Below are 16,638 nucleotides of genomic sequence, written 5' to 3'. Positions count from 1 at the left end.
GTTTTTACCCTCTCCCCAGTGGGGAGAGGGCAGGGTGAGGGGCCATCACGTCACCGGTGCAGGATTAAACACCGCCAGCTGATTATGTAATCCCCATTGATCAGAGAACGTTTTCTTCCGGCCGCTGGCGACATCCAGGATGAAGTGGAACAGCTTCCAGCCCACGTCCTCAATGCTCTCTTCCCCGGTGGCGATGGTGCCCGCGTTGATATCCATTAAGTCATACCAGCGGTTTGCCAACTCGGTGCGGGTCGCCATTTTAATCACCGGCACCGCCATCAGGCCGTACGGCGTGCCGCGCCCGGTGGTAAAGACCTGAACCGTAATGCCGGACGCCACCTGCTGCGTACCGCAGACGAAATCGCTGGCAGGCGTTGCCGCATAAATCAGGCCGCGTTTGGTCGGGCGCTGGCCCGGAGAGAGCACTTCGACAATCGCGCTCTGGCCGGATTTAGCAATCGAGCCAAGGGCTTTTTCCACCACGTTGGCCAGGCCGCCTTTTTTGTTGCCCGGCGACGGGTTGGCGCTGCGGTCGGTTTGCCCCATATCAAGATAGTTATCGTACCAGGCCATCTCTTCCAGCAGGCGCTTGCCCACCTCTTCGTTGACGGCGCGCGGCGTCAACAGATGGATGGCGTCACGCACTTCGGTCACTTCGGAGAACATCACCGTGGCGCCGCAGCGCACGAACAGATCGGACGCATAGCCCACCGCCGGGTTGGCGGTCACGCCGGAAAACGCATCGCTGCCGCCGCACTGGGTGCCCACCACCAGCTCAGAGGCCGGGCAGGTTTCGCGCTGGCGCTTGTTGAGCTTGTCCAGATGGCGTTCAGCCACCTGCAAAATATCGTCGACCATCGATCGGAAGCCGATGTGATGCTCGTCCTGCAGGCGCACGATGCTGGCCTCGTCGACCGGAATCGCTTTCACATCCTCGGTGCCCTGCAGCAGGCGCTCAGGCTGAAGTTTTTCACATCCCAGGCCGATGACCATCACCTCGCCGCCAAAGTTCGGGTTGAGGGCAATATTGTGAATGGTACGGATCGGCACCACGGCAGCGGGCGCGTTGATCGCCACGCCGCAGCCGTAGAGGTGGTTCAGGCCTACTACGCCATCCACGTTCGGGTATTTCGGCAGCAGGTCGCGCTCGATGATTTTGACCACGTAATCCACCACGCCCGCCACGCAGTGCACGCTGGTAGTAATGCCGAGCAGGTTCTTGGTGCCGACGCTGCCGTCCGCGTTGCGGTAGCCTTCGAAGGTATAGCCCTCCAGCGGCGGAAGCGGTTCAGGCACGCGCGTCGCCAGCGGCAGGGTATTCAGCGGCGGCGCTTTTGGCAGTTCAACCAGCGACTCTTCAATCCAGCTCCCCTGCGGGATAGCGCGAACGGCATAGCCAATAATTTCACCGTAGCGCACGATTTCACCGTGCGCCGGGATATCCACCAGCGCCACCTTATGCCCCTGCGGAATATGCTCAATCAGTTCCAGCCCGTCCGGGAAACGGGTTCCCGCTTTTAAGCCGTTGTCGTTGACAATAATCGCCACGTTATCGGTGTCATGTACTTTTATATAAAACGCCGTCGGCGATGCCTGTCGAATTTCAATGTCGGCCATTGTTCACTATTCTCCAGCAAAGTGTCTGATCATTAATGCAGCCACACAGATAGTAATTTACTTATTTTCGAAATAAAGACGCTGCTTACTTAAATAAAGAATGTCAGGACTTGAGATATAAGAATGTGATCCAGGTCACCCCCTAAAGCGAGAGATAGCGCACTGTGGCTGTGAATACGTGATTCTGTGCAGCAGCGCCCAGTGCCTTGTGCATATGCTCAAAAACTTATTCATTTCAGGTGTGATAATTGAGCGTTAATCCAGTGCGACGCCATAAAGTGGTGATTATACTGAATCACATTAATATTGCGTCTGGTTAATTACCTGATATTGCCTGCTATCGATAAATAATCAGGAAATATGTTTTCTAAAATTATAAATATAAATTTCGCTGTGCCTGAGGAAATAGATATGATTCTGGATACCGTTGTAGAATCGAAAAAGGGTGTACCCACTCGCTATTTAATATTACTGATTATTTTTATCGTCACGGCCATTAACTACGCTGACCGTGCGACGCTGTCGATTGCCGGTACGGAAGTGGCAAAAGAGCTGCAGCTCAGTGCCGTCTCGATGGGGTATATCTTCTCTGCGTTCGGCTGGGCCTACCTGCTGATGCAAATTCCCGGCGGCTGGCTGCTGGATAAGTTCGGCTCCAAAAAGGTCTATACCTACAGCCTGTTCTTCTGGTCGCTGTTCACCTTCCTGCAGGGCTTTGTGGATGTCTTCCCGCTGGCCTGGGCGGGCGTGTCGATGTTCATCATGCGCTTTATGCTCGGCTTCTCGGAAGCGCCGTCTTTTCCGGCAAACGCCCGTATCGTGGCGGCCTGGTTCCCGACCAAAGAGCGCGGCACCGCGTCTGCGTTGTTTAACGCCGCGCAGTATTTCTCGCTGGCCATCTTCTCTCCGCTGCTGGGCTGGCTGACCTTCGCCTGGGGCTGGGAACACGTCTTTACCGTGATGGGCGTGATTGGCTTTGTGCTGACCGGCGTATGGGTGAAGTATATCCATAACCCGACCGATCACCCGCGCATGTCAGAGCAGGAGCTGAAGTTCATCTCCGAAGGCGGCGCGGTAGTGGATATGGACCATAAAAAGCCTGGAGCACAGGTCGCAGGCGGTCCTAAACTCCATTACATCAAACAGTTGTTGACCAACCGCATGATGCTGGGCGTCTTTTTTGGTCAATACTTTATCAACACCATCACCTGGTTCTTCCTTACCTGGTTCCCGATTTATCTGGTTCAGGAAAAAGGGATGTCGATTCTGAAAGTGGGTCTGGTGGCCTCCATTCCGGCGCTGTGCGGTTTTGCTGGCGGCGTGCTGGGCGGCGTGTTCTCGGATTATCTGATTAAGCAGGGCAAGTCGATAACCCTGGCGCGCAAGCTGCCGATTGTGCTCGGCATGCTGCTGGCGTCGTCCATCATTCTGTGCAACTACACCAACAACACCACGCTGGTGGTAGCCCTGATGGCGCTGGCGTTCTTCGGCAAAGGCTTCGGCGCGCTGGGCTGGCCGGTGATTTCCGACACCGCGCCAAAAGAGATTGTTGGCCTGTGCGGCGGGGTATTTAACGTCTTTGGCAACGTGGCGTCCATCGCGACTCCACTGGTCATTGGTTATCTGGTCAGTGAGCTGCATTCGTTCAACGCGGCACTGGTATTCGTTGGCTGTTCAGCGTTGATGGCGATGTTCTGCTACCTGTTCGTGGTAGGCGACATCAAACGTATGGAATTGCAGAAATAAGCAAAGGTATAAGCGATGAGTAACGATATCTTCCCGAACAAGTTTAAAGCGGCCCTCGCGGCGCATCAGATCCAGATTGGCTGCTGGTCCGCGCTGGCAAGCCCGATCAGCACCGAAGTGCTTGGACTGGCCGGGTTCGACTGGCTGGTGCTGGACGGCGAACATGCGCCAAATGACATCAGTACCTTTATTCCGCAGCTGATGGCGCTGAAGGGCAGCCCGAGCGCGCCGGTGGTACGCGTACCGACGAACGAGCCGGTCATCATCAAGCGCCTGCTGGATATCGGTTTCTACAACTTCCTGATCCCGTTCGTGGAAACGGAAGAAGAGGCGGTGCTGGCCGTGGCCTCTACCCGCTATCCGCCGGAGGGCATTCGCGGCGTGTCCGTGTCGCACCGCGCCAACATGTTTGGCACCGTGCCGGACTACTTCGCCCAGTCCAACAAGAACATCACCATCCTGGTGCAGATCGAGAGCCAGCAGGGCGTGGATAACGTCGATGCCATCGCCGCAACCGACGGCGTGGACGGCATCTTTGTCGGTCCAAGCGACCTGGCCGCTGCGTTCGGGCATCTGGGCAATGCGGGTCATCCTGACGTGCAGCGCGCCATTCAGCACATCTTTGCTCGCGCCAAAGCGCACGGCAAACCCTGCGGCATTCTGGCCCCGGTTGAAGCCGATGCCCGCCGCTATCTGGAGTGGGGGGCGACGTTCGTTGCCGTGGGTAGCGATCTCGGCGTGTTCCGCTCCGCCACGCAGAAATTAGCAGACGCTTTTAAAAAATAACCATCACTGAGGAAAAGATTATGACGCTGAAAGTGGGCTTTATTGGCTTAGGTATCATGGGTAAACCAATGAGTAAGAACCTCATCAAAGCGGGTTACTCACTGGTGGTGTTAGACCGTAATTCAGACGCCGTGGCTGAAGTGATTTCAGCCGGGGCAGAAGCGGCAACCACGGCTAAAGCGGTTGCCGAGCAGTGCGATGTGATCATCACCATGCTGCCAAACTCCCCGCATGTGAAAGAGGTGGCGCTGGGCGAGAACGGCATTATCGACGGCGCGAAGCCGGGCCTGGTGGTTATCGACATGAGCTCTATTGCCCCGCTGGCCAGCCGTGAAATCAGCGAGGCGCTGAAGGTGAAAGGCGTGGACATGCTGGACGCACCGGTCAGCGGCGGCGAGCCAAAAGCCATCGACGGCACGCTGTCGGTGATGGTGGGCGGCGACAAGGCAGTTTTCGACAAATATTACGACCTGATGAAAGCCATGGCCGGTTCCGTGGTGCACACCGGTGAAATCGGCGCGGGTAACGTCACCAAGCTGGCAAACCAGGTGATTGTGGCGCTGAATATCGCGGCGATGTCAGAAGCGTTGACGCTGGCCACCAAGGCGGGCGTCAACCCGGATTTGGTCTATCAGGCGATCCGCGGCGGCCTGGCGGGCAGCACCGTGCTGGATGCGAAAGCGCCGATGGTGATGGATCGTAACTTCAAGCCGGGTTTCCGCATTGACTTGCACATTAAAGATCTGGCTAACGCGCTGGATACCTCTCACGGCGTGGGCGCACAGCTGCCGCTGACCGCTGCGGTCATGGAGATGATGCAGGCGCTGCGCGCGGACGGTCTGGGCACCGCCGACCATAGCGCCATCGCGTGCTACTACGAGAAACTGGCGAAAGTGGAAGTTGCTCGCTAATGACGTCCTGCCCGGTGGCGCTTTGCTTACCGGGCCTACGGTCCAGGCCGGATCCGTGCTGTAACAGGCTACAACTATGAAAATCGTAATCGCGCCAGACTCTTATAAAGAAAGCCTTTCTGCCACCGAGGTAGCTCAGGCGATAGAAAAAGGATTTCGGGAAATCTTCCCCGACGCACTTTATGTTTCTGTTCCCGTCGCCGACGGCGGGGAAGGCACGGTTGAAGCGATGATCGCCGCCACCCGTGGTAGCGAACATCATGCCGTGGTGACGGGACCGCTGGGGGAGAAGGTGAATGCCTGCTGGGGAATGTCCGGCGACGGCAGTACGGCGTTTATCGAGATGGCGGCAGCCAGCGGTCTGGCATTAGTCCCTCCGGCACAGCGCAACCCGCTGGTTACCACTTCACGCGGCACCGGGGAGCTTATCCTCTGCGCGCTGGATAAAGGCGCGCGCAATATTATTATCGGCATCGGCGGCAGCGCGACCAACGACGGTGGCGCGGGAATGATGCAGGCGCTCGGGGCGAAGCTCAGCGATGCCAACGGCACGGAGATCGGCTACGGCGGCGGCAGCCTGATGGCGCTTAACAGTATTGATCTTTTGGGCCTTGATGCGCGTCTTCAGCATTGCGCGATCCGCGTCGCCTGCGACGTCACCAACCCGCTGGTGGGTGAGAAAGGCGCGTCGCGCGTCTTTGGCCCACAAAAAGGGGCGACCGAGGGGATGATCCTCGAGCTGGACGCCAATCTCAGCCACTTTGCCGACGTGATTAAAAAATCCCTGCGTATCGACGTGAAGCATGTACCGGGAGCCGGTGCTGCGGGCGGTATGGGTGCAGCGCTGATGGCATTTCTCGGCGCGGAACTTAAGAGCGGGATTGAGATTGTCACCCAGGCGCTCAACCTTGAAGAGCATATCCACGACTGCACATGGGTGCTGACGGGGGAAGGGCGTATCGACAGCCAGAGCATTCACGGCAAAGTGCCCGTCGGTGTGGCGAACGTCGCCAAAAAATACCATAAGCCGGTGATTGGCATTGCCGGTAGCCTGACCCCGGACGTGGGCATAGTGCACCAGTACGGCATTGACGCCGTGTTCAGCGTGCTGACCAGCATTGGTTCACTGGAAGAGGCGTTTCGCGGCGCCTATGACAACATTTACCGCGCCTCACGCAATATCGCCGCGACTTTGCAGGTGGGGATGCACACCCAAGGGTGACAGCGGCGCGCAAACCCTCTATACTGCGCGCCGAAGCTGACCAGACAGTCGCCGCTTCGTCGTCGTCCCTTTCGGGGGAGACGGGCGGAGGGGAGGAAAGTCCGGGCTCCATAGGGCAGGGTGCCAGGTAACGCCTGGGGGGGAAACCCACGACCAGTGCAACAGAGAGCAAACCGCCGATGGCCCGCGCAAGCGGGATCAGGTAAGGGTGAAAGGGTGCGGTAAGAGCGCACCGCGCGGCTGGTAACAGTCCGTGGCACGGTAAACTCCACCCGGAGCAAGGCCAAATAGGGGTTCACATGGTACGGCCCGTACTGAACCCGGGTAGGCTGCTTGAGCCAGTGAGCGATTGCTGGCCTAGATGAATGACTGTCCACGACAGAACCCGGCTTATCGGTCAGCTTCAACTTCTTAAAGAACCCCGCTTCGGCGGGGTTTTTGCTTTCAGGTCATCCGGCCATGTGGGCAAATGATACCAATTATCAAAAATGCGACGCTAAGCACATTTCACTGTTTATGTGGTTAATGAATCCGTTCATTTGCCATATACGATCCCAATCACAAAATTTCCCGCTAAAAAAGAACGCTTTCCCAGTGTTGTTAATTTGTTGCTGATGTTGCGGTAATGGTGTTCATAGTTTTCACATTTGATATGTGAATATTGAATTCAAAAACATTCCCAGTGTGAATGTGTGATGTATTCGACCCTTTTGTATGCGCGGGCAACATCATTATTGTTCTATTTGATAAAACACAAAAATGTTTTAAATAGAAAATGGTTGTTTATTAGCCGTTAATTGTCTGAAAGATAGTCTTTATTGATATTTTAAAATACAAAAAATCCACCGTGGTTATCACCATAAAATAAAGTTATTACCGCCATTTTTGTTGATCAATATCAGCGTATTGGTGTGTTTTTATATTATCAACTCATTGATATATATGTGTTTTAATGGTGTTTTTCCGAGGTTGATAATGATGCGAAAAGTCAAATTGTGAGTAACAGCACATACCCCCTGAAACACTATTAGGTAGAATTCGCTCCGTCATAGGGAAATAAGCGCAGAATATTATGAACACTATTATTCTACCGAAAACACAGCACCTCGTGGTATTTCAGGAAGTCATTAAAAGTGGCTCCATAGGTTCTGCGGCAAGACAACTGGGCCTGACGCAACCGGCCGTCAGCAAAATCATCAGCGATATCGAGTCCTACTTCGGTGTTGAAGTGATGATTCGTAAAAACACGGGCGTTAAGTTGACCGCAGCAGGCCAGGTTCTGCTCTCGTATTCAGAGTCGATCACCCGCGAAATGAAAAACATGGTGAGCGAGATCAACAGCCTCAGTTTTAGCACCGTTATGGACGTCTCCTTTGGCTATCCGTCGCTGATAGGCTTCACCTTCCTGTCTGAGATGATCAAAAAATTCAAGGAAGTGTTCCCGAAAGCGCGCGTCTCGATGTACGAAGCACAGCTCTCTTCGTTCCTGCCCGCTATCCGCGATGGCCGACTGGATTTTGCCATCGGTACGTTAAGCGATGAAATGCTGCTGCAGGACCTGCACGTCGAGCCGCTGTTTGAGTCCGAGTTTGTGCTGGTCGCCAGCAAATCACGAACGTGCACCGGCCCGACGACGGTGGCATCGCTCACGCATGAGCAGTGGGTGATGCCGCAAACCGATATGGGCTACTACAAAGAACTTCTGACCACCCTGCAAGACAACCACATCAGCATTGAAAACATCGTCCAGACCGATTCCGTCGTTACCATTTATAACCTTGTCCTCAATGCCGATTATCTTACGGTGATTCCCCGCGATATGATTGCGCCGTTCGGTTCTGACCAGTTTATTGTCTTGCCCGTGGAAGATGAATTGCCCGTGGCGCGTTACGCCGCGGTGTGGTCTAAAAATTACAGTATTAAAAAATCAGCGTCAGTATTAGTTGAACTGGCAAAACAATATTCGTCGATGAATATCGAAAGACGACGATAAATTAGCAGCATTCATTTTTAAAACACCCGGAGCTTAACGCTCTGATACCCTGACTTTGCCTGAAAACAATGAATTATTATAACGAGGATATTATGCACATTACTTACGATCTCCCGGTAACGATTGAAGATATTCAGGATGCCAGAAAACGACTGGCAGGAAAAATCTATAAAACCGGTATGCCGCGCTCGAATTATCTCAGCGAACGTTGTAAGGGTGAGATATTCCTGAAGTTTGAGAATATGCAGCGTACCGGTTCATTCAAAATTCGCGGCGCGTTTAATAAGTTAAGCTCGCTGACCGACGCTGAAAAACGCAAAGGCGTTGTCGCCTGTTCGGCGGGAAACCATGCGCAGGGGGTGTCGCTCTCCTGCGCCATGCTGGGCATTGACGGCAAAGTGGTGATGCCAATGGGCGCGCCGAAATCCAAGGTTGCCGCCACGCGCGACTACTCCGCCGAAGTGGTGCTGCACGGCGAGAACTTTAACGACACCATCGCCAAAGTCAGCGAAATCGTCGAGATGGAAGGGCGCATTTTTATTCCGCCTTACGATGACCCAAAAGTGATCGCCGGGCAGGGAACCATCGGTCTGGAAATTCTTGAAGATTTATACGACGTGGATAACGTCATTGTGCCAATCGGCGGCGGCGGATTAATTGCCGGGATTGCGACGGCGATTAAATCCATCAACCCGACCATTAATATTATCGGCGTGCAGTCTGAGAACGTTCACGGTATGGCAGCGTCTTATCAGGCCGGGGAAATCGTCAATCATCGCGTCACCGGCACATTAGCAGACGGCTGCGATGTTTCTCGTCCCGGTAAATTAACCTTCGAAATTGTTCGTGAATTAGTTGACGACATTGTTCTGGTCAGCGAGGACGATATTCGCAACAGCATGATCGCGCTCATTCAGCGAAATAAAGTGGTGACAGAAGGTGCTGGCGCGCTGGCCTGCGCGGCGTTATTAAGCGGCAAACTTGACCATTATATTCAGGGTCGTAAAACCGTCTGCATTATTTCCGGCGGCAATATCGATCTCTCCCGTGTTTCCCAAATTACCGGCTTCGTTGACGCATAAAGGTGACCTATGAGCAACACAGAAAGCATTATCGTTGGCCAGACAAAAACGTCCTCCTGGCGTAAGTCTGATACCACCTGGACGCTTGGCCTGTTTGGTACCGCAATTGGCGCGGGCGTGCTGTTCTTCCCCATTCGCGCAGGCTTCGGTGGCCTGATCCCTATTCTGCTGATGCTGGTTCTCGCGTTCCCGATAGCGTTCTACTGCCACCGGGCGCTGGCGCGCCTGTGTCTGTCAGGCAGTAACGTCTCGGGCAACATCACCGAAACGGTAGAAGAGCACTTCGGTAAGACCGGCGGGGTGGTGATCACGTTCCTCTACTTCTTTGCGATTTGCCCGCTGTTGTGGATTTACGGTGTCACTATTACCAACACCTTCATGACCTTCTGGGAAAACCAGCTCCAGCTGCCCGCGCTGAACCGTGGCTTTGTGGCGCTGTTCCTGCTACTGCTGATGGCCTTTGTTATCTGGTTTGGTAAAGACCTGATGGTGAAGGTCATGAGCTTCCTGGTGTTCCCGTTTATCGCCAGCCTGGTGCTGATTTCCCTGTCGCTGATCCCTTACTGGAACTCGGCGGTGATCGACCAGGTCAACCTGAGCGATATCGCCTTCACCGGTCATGACGGCATTCTGGTCACCGTATGGCTGGGGATCTCCATCATGGTCTTCTCCTTCAACTTCTCGCCTATCGTCTCCTCGTTTGTGGTCTCCAAGCGCGAAGAGTACGAACCTGAGTTCGGGAAAGAGTTCACCGAGCAGAAATGTTCCAAAATCATCGGCCGCGCCAGCCTGCTGATGGTGGCCGTGGTGATGTTCTTCGCCTTCAGCTGCCTGTTCACCCTCTCTCCGCAGAACATGGCGGACGCCAAAGCGCAGAACATTCCGGTGCTCTCTTATCTGGCGAACCACTTCGCGTCGCTGTCAGGCACTAAATCTACCTTCGCCACCGTGCTGGAATACGGCGCGTCCATCATTGCGCTGGTCGCTATCTTCAAATCCTTCTTTGGTCACTACCTCGGCACGCTGGAAGGGCTGAACGGTCTGGTCCTTAAGTTCGGCTATAAGGGCGATAAGAAGAAAGTTTCCGTCGGCAAGCTGAACACCATCAGTATGATCTTCATCATGGGCTCCACCTGGGTTGTGGCCTACGCCAACCCGAACATTCTGGACCTTATTGAAGCCATGGGCGCGCCAATCATCGCCTCTCTGCTGTGCCTGCTGCCGATGTACGCCATCCGCAAAGCACCGGCGCTGGCGAAATACAAAGGCCGTACCGAGAACATCTTCGTTACTGTGGTTGGCCTGCTGACCATTCTGAATATCGTTTACAAACTGTTCTAACCCATTGCTCAGGAAGAGCGGAGTCACACGATGATTGAGTTTCCGGTAGTACTGGTTATTAACTGCGGATCGTCCTCTGTTAAGTTTTCGGTGCTCGACGCCAGCAGCTGCGATGCCCTGATGACGGGGATTGCGGACGGGATCAACACCGAGAAGGCCTTTATTTCCGTGAACGGGGGTGAGCCGGTCCGACTGGCTCACCAGGACTACGAAGGGGCGCTGGCTGCCATCGCCCTGGAGCTGGAGAAGCGTAACCTGATGAGCAGCGTGGCCTTAATTGGCCACCGCATTGCGCACGGCGGCGACCTCTTCAGCGAGTCGACCCTGATCACGGAAGAGGTGATTGCGCAGATCCGCCAGGTCTCCCCGCTGGCGCCGCTGCATAACTACGCCAACCTGAGCGGCGTGGAAGCCGCAGAGCGCCTGTTCCCGGGCGTGCAGCAGGTGGCGGTATTTGATACCAGCTTCCACCAGACGCTGCCGCCGCAGGCGTATCTGTACGGTCTACCGTACCGCTATTTTGAAGCGCTGGGCGTGCGCCGCTACGGTTTCCACGGCACTTCTCACCGTTACGTGGCCGCGCAGGCGCATACGCTTCTCGGGCTGTCCCCCGATGACAGCGGGCTGGTGATTGCCCATCTCGGGAACGGGGCGTCCATCTGCGCGGTGCGCAACGGCGAAAGCGTCGATACCTCAATGGGGATGACGCCGCTGGAAGGGCTGGTGATGGGCACGCGCTGCGGAGACGTGGATTTTGGCGCAATGGCGTGGATTGCCCAGCAGACCGGCCAGTCGTTTGAAGATCTGGAGCGCGTGGTCAATAAAGAGTCCGGGCTGCTGGGGATCTCCGGCATCTCTTCAGACCTGCGCGCGCGGGAGAAAGCCTGGCACGAAGGCAACGAGCGGGCACAGCTGGCTATCCATACCTTCGTTCACCGCATTGCGCGGCACATTGCGGGTCATGCGGCGTCGCTGCACCGCCTGGATGGGGTGGTCTTTACCGGCGGCATTGGCGAAAACTCGAAGCTTGTCCGCGCGCTGGTGGCGGAACGCCTGAAGGTGTTTGGCATCATCCTCGACGATGCCAAAAATGCCCTGCCGGGCAGCGCGGGTGAGCGCGTCATTAGCACCGAGTCGTCCCGCGTGGCCTGCGCGGTTGTCCCTACCAACGAAGAAAAAATGATCGCGCTGGACGCCCTCCGTCTTGGGAAGGTTACCCCGGCTGCGGCTTACGCCTGATAAAGCGAGAATCACATGAAAGTTACAATCGATACGGGCGTCGCACCCTACAGCGACGCATGGGCCGGGTTTCGCGGTGAAGAATGGAAAAACGCCGTCAACGTCCGCGATTTTATTCAGCATAACTACACCCCTTATGAAGGCGATGAAGCTTTCCTCGCGCAGGCGACGCCAGCAACGACGGCGCTGTGGCAGAAGGTAATGGTCGGCATTCGCCAGGAGAATGCCACCCACGCCCCGGTGGATTTTGACACCAACATTGCCACCACCATTACGGCCCACGGGCCGGGCTACATCGACCAGGATCTGGAGACGATCGTTGGTCTGCAAACCGATAAGCCGCTTAAGCGCGCGCTGCACCCGTACGGTGGGATCAACATGATCCGCAGCTCGTTCGAAGCCTATGGCCGCGAGATGGATCCGCAGTTCGAATACCTGTTTACCGACCTGCGCAAAACCCACAACCAGGGCGTGTTTGACGTCTACTCGCCGGAGATGATGCGCTGCCGTAAATCCGGCGTGCTGACCGGTTTGCCGGACGGCTACGGGCGCGGGCGCATCATCGGCGACTATCGCCGCGTGGCGCTGTACGGGATCGCTTATCTGGTGCGCGAGCGTGAACTGCAGTTTGCGGATCTGCAGGGGAAACTGGAGCGCGGTGAAGAGCTCGAGGCGACGATCCGACTGCGTGAGGAGCTGGCGGAGCACAAACGCGCGCTGCTGCAGATCCAGCAGATGGCGGCGAACTACGGCTTTGATACCTCACGTCCTGCGATGAACGCCCAGGAAGCGGTGCAGTGGGTCTATTTTGCCTACCTTGCCGCGGTGAAATCCCAGAACGGCGGGGCGATGTCGCTGGGGCGCACGGCCTCGTTCCTCGATATCTACATTGAACGCGACATGCAGGCAGGAAGGCTGAATGAAGTCCAGGCGCAGGAGCTGATCGACCACTTCATCATGAAGATCCGCATGGTGCGCTTCCTGCGCACGCCGGAGTTCGACACGCTCTTCTCCGGCGATCCGATCTGGGCGACGGAAGTGATCGGCGGCATGGGGCTGGACGGCCGCACGCTGGTGACCAAAAACAGCTTCCGCTATCTGCATACGCTGCACACCATGGGGCCTGCACCGGAGCCGAACCTGGCGATCCTCTGGTCTGAACAGCTGCCGATCGCGTTCAAGAAATACGCCGCGCAGGTGTCGATCGTCACCTCGTCATTGCAGTATGAGAACGACGATCTGATGCGCGCGGACTTCAACAGCGACGATTACGCCATTGCCTGCTGCGTCAGCCCGATGGTGATCGGCAAGCAGATGCAGTTCTTTGGCGCGCGCGCCAACCTCGCCAAAACGCTGCTGTACGCGATCAACGGCGGGGTGGACGAGAAGCTGAAGATCCAGGTCGGTCCGAAAACCGAGCCGCTGCTGGACGACGTGCTGGATTACGACACCGTGATGGCGAGCCTCGATCACTTTATGGACTGGCTGGCGGTACAGTACATTAGCGCTCTGAACCTCATTCACTACATGCATGATAAGTACAGCTACGAAGCCTCGCTGATGGCGCTGCACGACCGGGACGTCTATCGCACCATGGCCTGCGGCATTGCCGGGCTGTCGGTGGCGGCGGATTCCCTGTCGGCCATTAAATACGCCACGGTGAAACCGGTGCGCGACCATACCGGTCTGGCGGTCGATTTCGTGATTGAAGGGGACTATCCGCAGTACGGCAACAACGACGACCGCGTGGACAGCATCGCCTGCGACCTGGTGGAGCGCTTTATGAAAAAAATTCAGGCGCTGCCAACCTACCGCAACGCGGTGCCAACCCAGTCTATCCTGACCATCACCTCAAACGTGGTGTACGGCCAGAAGACCGGGAACACGCCGGACGGACGCCGCGGCGGCACGCCGTTTGCGCCTGGCGCGAACCCGATGCACGGCCGCGACAGAAAAGGGGCGGTGGCCTCGCTAACGTCGGTTGCCAAGCTGCCTTTCACCTATGCCAAAGACGGGATCTCGTACACCTTCTCCATCGTGCCGCAGGCGCTGGGCAAGGACGAGCTGGTGCGCAAAACCAACCTGGTGGGGCTGCTGGACGGGTACTTCCACCACGAAGCGTCCATTGAGGGGGGGCAGCATCTGAACGTCAACGTCATGAACCGGGAGATGCTCCTCGATGCCATCGCGCATCCCGAGAATTACCCGAACCTGACGATCCGCGTGTCAGGCTATGCGGTGCGGTTTAACGCCCTGACGCGCGAGCAGCAGCAGGATGTGATTTCGCGAACATTTACGCAATCAATCTGACGACATTCAGGTCTCATGCCCCCTCAACGCAGGGGGCATTTTTTTGCCCGCTAAACATACAAAATTGTTTATATAATTACTCACACATATTCATCCGCTCTTGAAAAACAATGTTCCTGCTTTTCCCCATAACAAAATGTAAGGACAGTAAGATGATGAAAATGACCCGTATTGCTTTGGTTGCAGCGTCGTTGGCGGTGTGCAGTGTTACCGCGCAGGCCGCGAACGTTGAGGCAGCCCCGTCTCCATCGCAGGATCCGCTGGTACAGCACCTGAAGCTCAGCAATGAGCAGGTTAAAAAGATTGACGATCTGCATCAGCAGCTGGAACAAAATGTCAGCAAGATCCCAATGACGGGCGTGAAGGACGGTGCGCTGATCGACATGTTCCAGGCGGGTAAATGGGACGAAAGCACGGTAAAAAGCCAGCTTACCGCCTTCAGCAAAATTGAAGAGCAGACCCGTTATTACCGCGTGAAATATTACTTCGACGTCAGCCAGGTATTGACGCCGGAACAGCGTAAGCAGATCAGAACCGATATGGCTAACGCGCTGGCTGAGTGAGCTGGAATCAATCATTTAAAATGAAACCTCACAGAATCGCTTCAATTGGATTCTGTGAGAATGAATTCTAAACATCATGCCGACGCACGTTCATTCCATGCATCAGCAAACTGAATATTCCCGTCGCAATAGGTCCAGGTCGCTTTTTCGTAGCGCAATTGAACAGATTCAAGGTGGCCAGTACCAGGGCAGTTACGTGTATCGTTAACAATAGGGGAGATTGAGACAACTTTCACACCTTCCAGCTCAGTTCTAAAGTATTCAACCTCCCAACCTGCGTCATTAATTCGGTAATATCTAATCTCAACTTTCTTAAGGTTTTGCCCTGTCGCTACCGCCTTATAAAGATAGGGAGATGAGCTATCAATTTCCTTCTCGAACAGGAAAGGCGCGTGTTTCCTCGTTCCGGTTAATCTTCCGGAGAGTGGATCGGTTGGAATACTCAAATTATGGGTTAAACCTCTAATTTCAACACTCCCTTCACGATCCTGAACATCACATGAACCTTTAATGAGTGAGCCACCGTCGTCATAGAACCAAATGTGAACAGGTACGGCCATGATAAAAAACTCCTTCTATAAATCAATCGTGTATCCATTTTCCTGCTTTTACCGCTTCGGCAAACATTCTTACCGTCAATGGCTTTGATATTTGCTTTACCGGTTCTTTTGTGAACCATTTCCTGAAAAACCATGTTTGAATCCAGGGGAAATAATTTCCAGTGTTAACTTCGATAAGATACTCTTTTTCGAATCTCTCAATGGCATATACGATATCATCCAGATCCGTGTAATCCTGTAAAACATCATCTATCCCGAGGGGAATCCGTTTACCCGTAAATGTGCCTTGTTCTGGTAAATTATCCCTGAAGAATTTTAAAACATCAGCTTCACTGTTCATCTTCACCAAATCCGGTCTTTTGGGTGAGCAATCGTATTATATCTTGAAAGCGTTTTGTAACTTATCATTGCAACATCTGCAGCAAGTATGGTTATCCCTAGTGCAGGTATCCATCGGCCAATGAACGCACCTAAGTTTTTGGTATACATTGGTTTTCTGTATTTAAAGCTTGCAAGTGTAATTGTAGGTAGTCGGTGTGGTAGCTGTACATTCAGTAGATCTCGCAGGTACTTAGATGCCACAGATGTGCCTATTGTAGCCGTTTCTGGCTTTGTTCTGGTTTCAAGTATAGGTAAACCAAGAATCATAGTGGCCATCATTACTGCATCCTTTAATCCGCCGAACTGTTCATCAGTGGCATCCAAAAAAATCCAAAAAAATAACTCAGATGCGGAGATGTTACATACACCTTTATAAAAGTATGTTCCATTGAGTTCTTCAACGGTGTCCATAGTATAACCATAATCATCAGGTGGTTTGTTGAGATGTCATCCTATAAAAAACAAAGGGCTGAGAGTAGGGCATCCATCTTTATAAATTCCGAAATATTCGTTTTTTCAAGAGGGGCTACTATTTTTAAAAGTACATCATTCTTAGAAAGTCTTGGTTATTTTTTTTTACCAGTTCATGGGGATTTTTTCTCCCTTGCTCCGGTTAAGATTTTCTCACACCAACATTAAGTACCTGCTGCAATCTGAATCACAATCGCTGGAAATCGGCAACATAGTCGGCAACGCTAGCGGGACGATCTGCGACGGGGGCTAACAGGCAATGAGGGCATTGTGGCGCACGATGTGGAGCAGTCGATTGGCAACCTGTGCGCACTGGCGTGCCGTTCGATGCAGGCAACGGACCGGCAGATTATTGAGATTATGGCGAGTAAGGCGTAGCGAGTTCAGGGGCTCGATCGGTTCCCTCTCCCTGTGGG

Annotated in this window: 14 protein-coding genes, 1 other RNA gene and 1 pseudogene; 12 read left to right on the top strand and 4 right to left on the bottom strand. The window is 54.4% G+C overall.

Annotated features, from left to right (window positions below):
• Nucleotides 1-45 precede the first annotated feature (45 nt).
• Nucleotides 46-1,617 carry a galactarate dehydratase gene (gene garD, locus ENTMO_RS0121235; RefSeq protein ID WP_010435931.1) on the bottom strand — a complete coding sequence of 524 codons (1,572 nt, stop codon included), beginning with the start codon at nt 1,615-1,617 and terminating at the stop codon, nt 46-48.
• Between the two features lie 411 nt (nt 1,618-2,028).
• Here garD and ENTMO_RS0121230 point away from each other — a divergent pair, with 411 nt between their 5' ends.
• From ENTMO_RS0121230 to ENTMO_RS0121185, 11 genes are all read left to right on the top strand, one after another.
• The gene (locus tag ENTMO_RS0121230) at nt 2,029-3,363 is read left to right on the top strand and encodes an MFS transporter (RefSeq protein WP_010435927.1); all 1,335 of its coding nucleotides are present in this window, start codon (nt 2,029-2,031) and stop codon (nt 3,361-3,363) included.
• A 15-nt stretch (nt 3,364-3,378) separates the two neighbouring features.
• Nucleotides 3,379-4,149, top strand: a complete 771-nt coding sequence (garL, locus tag ENTMO_RS0121225) for a 2-dehydro-3-deoxyglucarate aldolase (RefSeq protein WP_010435924.1) — start codon at nt 3,379-3,381, stop codon at nt 4,147-4,149.
• Between the two features lie 20 nt (nt 4,150-4,169).
• Entirely contained in the window at nt 4,170-5,060 is an 891-nt protein-coding gene (gene garR / locus ENTMO_RS0121220; protein WP_010435921.1) for a 2-hydroxy-3-oxopropionate reductase, read from the top strand.
• A gap of 76 nt (nt 5,061-5,136) precedes the next feature.
• Nucleotides 5,137-6,282, top strand: coding sequence for a glycerate 2-kinase (gene garK, locus ENTMO_RS0121215; protein WP_010435918.1), 1,146 nt, complete (start codon nt 5,137-5,139; stop codon nt 6,280-6,282).
• A gap of 32 nt (nt 6,283-6,314) precedes the next feature.
• Nucleotides 6,315-6,691: RNase P RNA component class A (gene rnpB / locus ENTMO_RS24805), an RNA gene on the top strand.
• Nucleotides 6,692-7,354: 663 nt separating this feature from the next.
• On the top strand, nt 7,355-8,275 hold the full coding sequence (gene tdcA / locus ENTMO_RS0121210; RefSeq protein WP_010435914.1) for a transcriptional regulator TdcA: 921 nt from the start codon (nt 7,355-7,357) through the stop codon (nt 8,273-8,275).
• A gap of 92 nt (nt 8,276-8,367) precedes the next feature.
• The gene (tdcB, locus tag ENTMO_RS0121205; RefSeq protein WP_010435913.1) at nt 8,368-9,357 is read left to right on the top strand and encodes a bifunctional threonine ammonia-lyase/L-serine ammonia-lyase TdcB; all 990 of its coding nucleotides are present in this window, start codon (nt 8,368-8,370) and stop codon (nt 9,355-9,357) included.
• Nucleotides 9,358-9,366: 9 nt separating this feature from the next.
• Entirely contained in the window at nt 9,367-10,698 is a 1,332-nt protein-coding gene (tdcC, locus tag ENTMO_RS0121200) for a threonine/serine transporter TdcC (protein ID WP_010435911.1), read from the top strand.
• A 30-nt stretch (nt 10,699-10,728) separates the two neighbouring features.
• A complete protein-coding gene (gene tdcD / locus ENTMO_RS0121195; protein ID WP_010435910.1) occupies nt 10,729-11,937 on the top strand; it encodes a propionate kinase in 1,209 nt (402 codons plus the stop codon).
• A gap of 15 nt (nt 11,938-11,952) precedes the next feature.
• Nucleotides 11,953-14,247, top strand: coding sequence for a formate C-acetyltransferase (gene pflB, locus ENTMO_RS0121190; protein ID WP_010435908.1), 2,295 nt, complete (start codon nt 11,953-11,955; stop codon nt 14,245-14,247).
• Between the two features lie 152 nt (nt 14,248-14,399).
• Nucleotides 14,400-14,810 carry a Spy/CpxP family protein refolding chaperone gene (locus ENTMO_RS0121185; protein WP_010435906.1) on the top strand — a complete coding sequence of 137 codons (411 nt, stop codon included), beginning with the start codon at nt 14,400-14,402 and terminating at the stop codon, nt 14,808-14,810.
• A 74-nt stretch (nt 14,811-14,884) separates the two neighbouring features.
• Here the strand turns inward: ENTMO_RS0121185 and ENTMO_RS0121180 are convergent, their stop codons facing one another.
• From ENTMO_RS0121180 to ENTMO_RS0121170, 3 genes are read right to left on the bottom strand one after another with little or no spacing between them, the layout of a single operon-like run.
• Complete coding sequence (locus ENTMO_RS0121180) at nt 14,885-15,370, bottom strand: Hcp family type VI secretion system effector (protein ID WP_010435904.1); 486 nt, start codon at nt 15,368-15,370, stop codon at nt 14,885-14,887.
• A gap of 22 nt (nt 15,371-15,392) precedes the next feature.
• The gene (locus ENTMO_RS0121175; protein WP_010435902.1) at nt 15,393-15,710 is read right to left on the bottom strand and encodes a DUF1493 family protein; all 318 of its coding nucleotides are present in this window, start codon (nt 15,708-15,710) and stop codon (nt 15,393-15,395) included.
• Between the two features lie 2 nt (nt 15,711-15,712).
• On the bottom strand, nt 15,713-16,162 hold the full coding sequence (locus ENTMO_RS0121170; RefSeq protein WP_010435901.1) for an STM2901 family protein: 450 nt from the start codon (nt 16,160-16,162) through the stop codon (nt 15,713-15,715).
• A 309-nt stretch (nt 16,163-16,471) separates the two neighbouring features.
• On the opposite strand from ENTMO_RS0121170, the pseudogene ENTMO_RS25820 reads away from it, so the two are divergent.
• Nucleotides 16,472-16,600: pseudogene (locus tag ENTMO_RS25820) on the top strand (hypothetical protein); the annotation flags it as partial.
• Nucleotides 16,601-16,638: the final 38 nt, after the last annotated feature.

Origin of the sequence: Enterobacter mori LMG 25706, from assembly GCF_000211415.1 — a bacterium.
Taxonomy (GTDB): domain Bacteria; phylum Pseudomonadota; class Gammaproteobacteria; order Enterobacterales; family Enterobacteriaceae; genus Enterobacter; species Enterobacter mori.
The sequence above is the reverse complement of the archived record's forward strand: the minus strand, read 5'-3'. Positions and strand labels throughout refer to the sequence as shown.

Bases quoted from the DNA above. Each gene is read 5' to 3' on its own strand.
- ENTMO_RS0121230 (WP_010435927.1), top strand. From the start codon at position 2,029: ATGATTCTGGATACCGTTGTAGAATCGAAAAAGGGTGTACCCACTCGC.
- tdcD (WP_010435910.1), top strand. From the start codon at position 10,729: ATGATTGAGTTTCCGGTAGTACTGGTTATTAACTGCGGATCGTCCTCT.
- garD (WP_010435931.1), bottom strand. From the start codon at position 1,617: ATGGCCGACATTGAAATTCGACAGGCATCGCCGACGGCGTTTTATATA.
- garR (WP_010435921.1), top strand. From the start codon at position 4,170: ATGACGCTGAAAGTGGGCTTTATTGGCTTAGGTATCATGGGTAAACCA.
- pflB (WP_010435908.1), top strand. From the start codon at position 11,953: ATGAAAGTTACAATCGATACGGGCGTCGCACCCTACAGCGACGCATGG.
- tdcB (WP_010435913.1), top strand. From the start codon at position 8,368: ATGCACATTACTTACGATCTCCCGGTAACGATTGAAGATATTCAGGAT.
- garK (WP_010435918.1), top strand. From the start codon at position 5,137: ATGAAAATCGTAATCGCGCCAGACTCTTATAAAGAAAGCCTTTCTGCC.
- ENTMO_RS0121185 (WP_010435906.1), top strand. From the start codon at position 14,400: ATGATGAAAATGACCCGTATTGCTTTGGTTGCAGCGTCGTTGGCGGTG.
- tdcA (WP_010435914.1), top strand. From the start codon at position 7,355: ATGAACACTATTATTCTACCGAAAACACAGCACCTCGTGGTATTTCAG.
- ENTMO_RS0121175 (WP_010435902.1), bottom strand. From the start codon at position 15,710: ATGAACAGTGAAGCTGATGTTTTAAAATTCTTCAGGGATAATTTACCA.
- garL (WP_010435924.1), top strand. From the start codon at position 3,379: ATGAGTAACGATATCTTCCCGAACAAGTTTAAAGCGGCCCTCGCGGCG.
- ENTMO_RS0121180 (WP_010435904.1), bottom strand. From the start codon at position 15,370: ATGGCCGTACCTGTTCACATTTGGTTCTATGACGACGGTGGCTCACTC.
- ENTMO_RS0121170 (WP_010435901.1), bottom strand. From the start codon at position 16,162: ATGGACACCGTTGAAGAACTCAATGGAACATACTTTTATAAAGGTGTA.
- tdcC (WP_010435911.1), top strand. From the start codon at position 9,367: ATGAGCAACACAGAAAGCATTATCGTTGGCCAGACAAAAACGTCCTCC.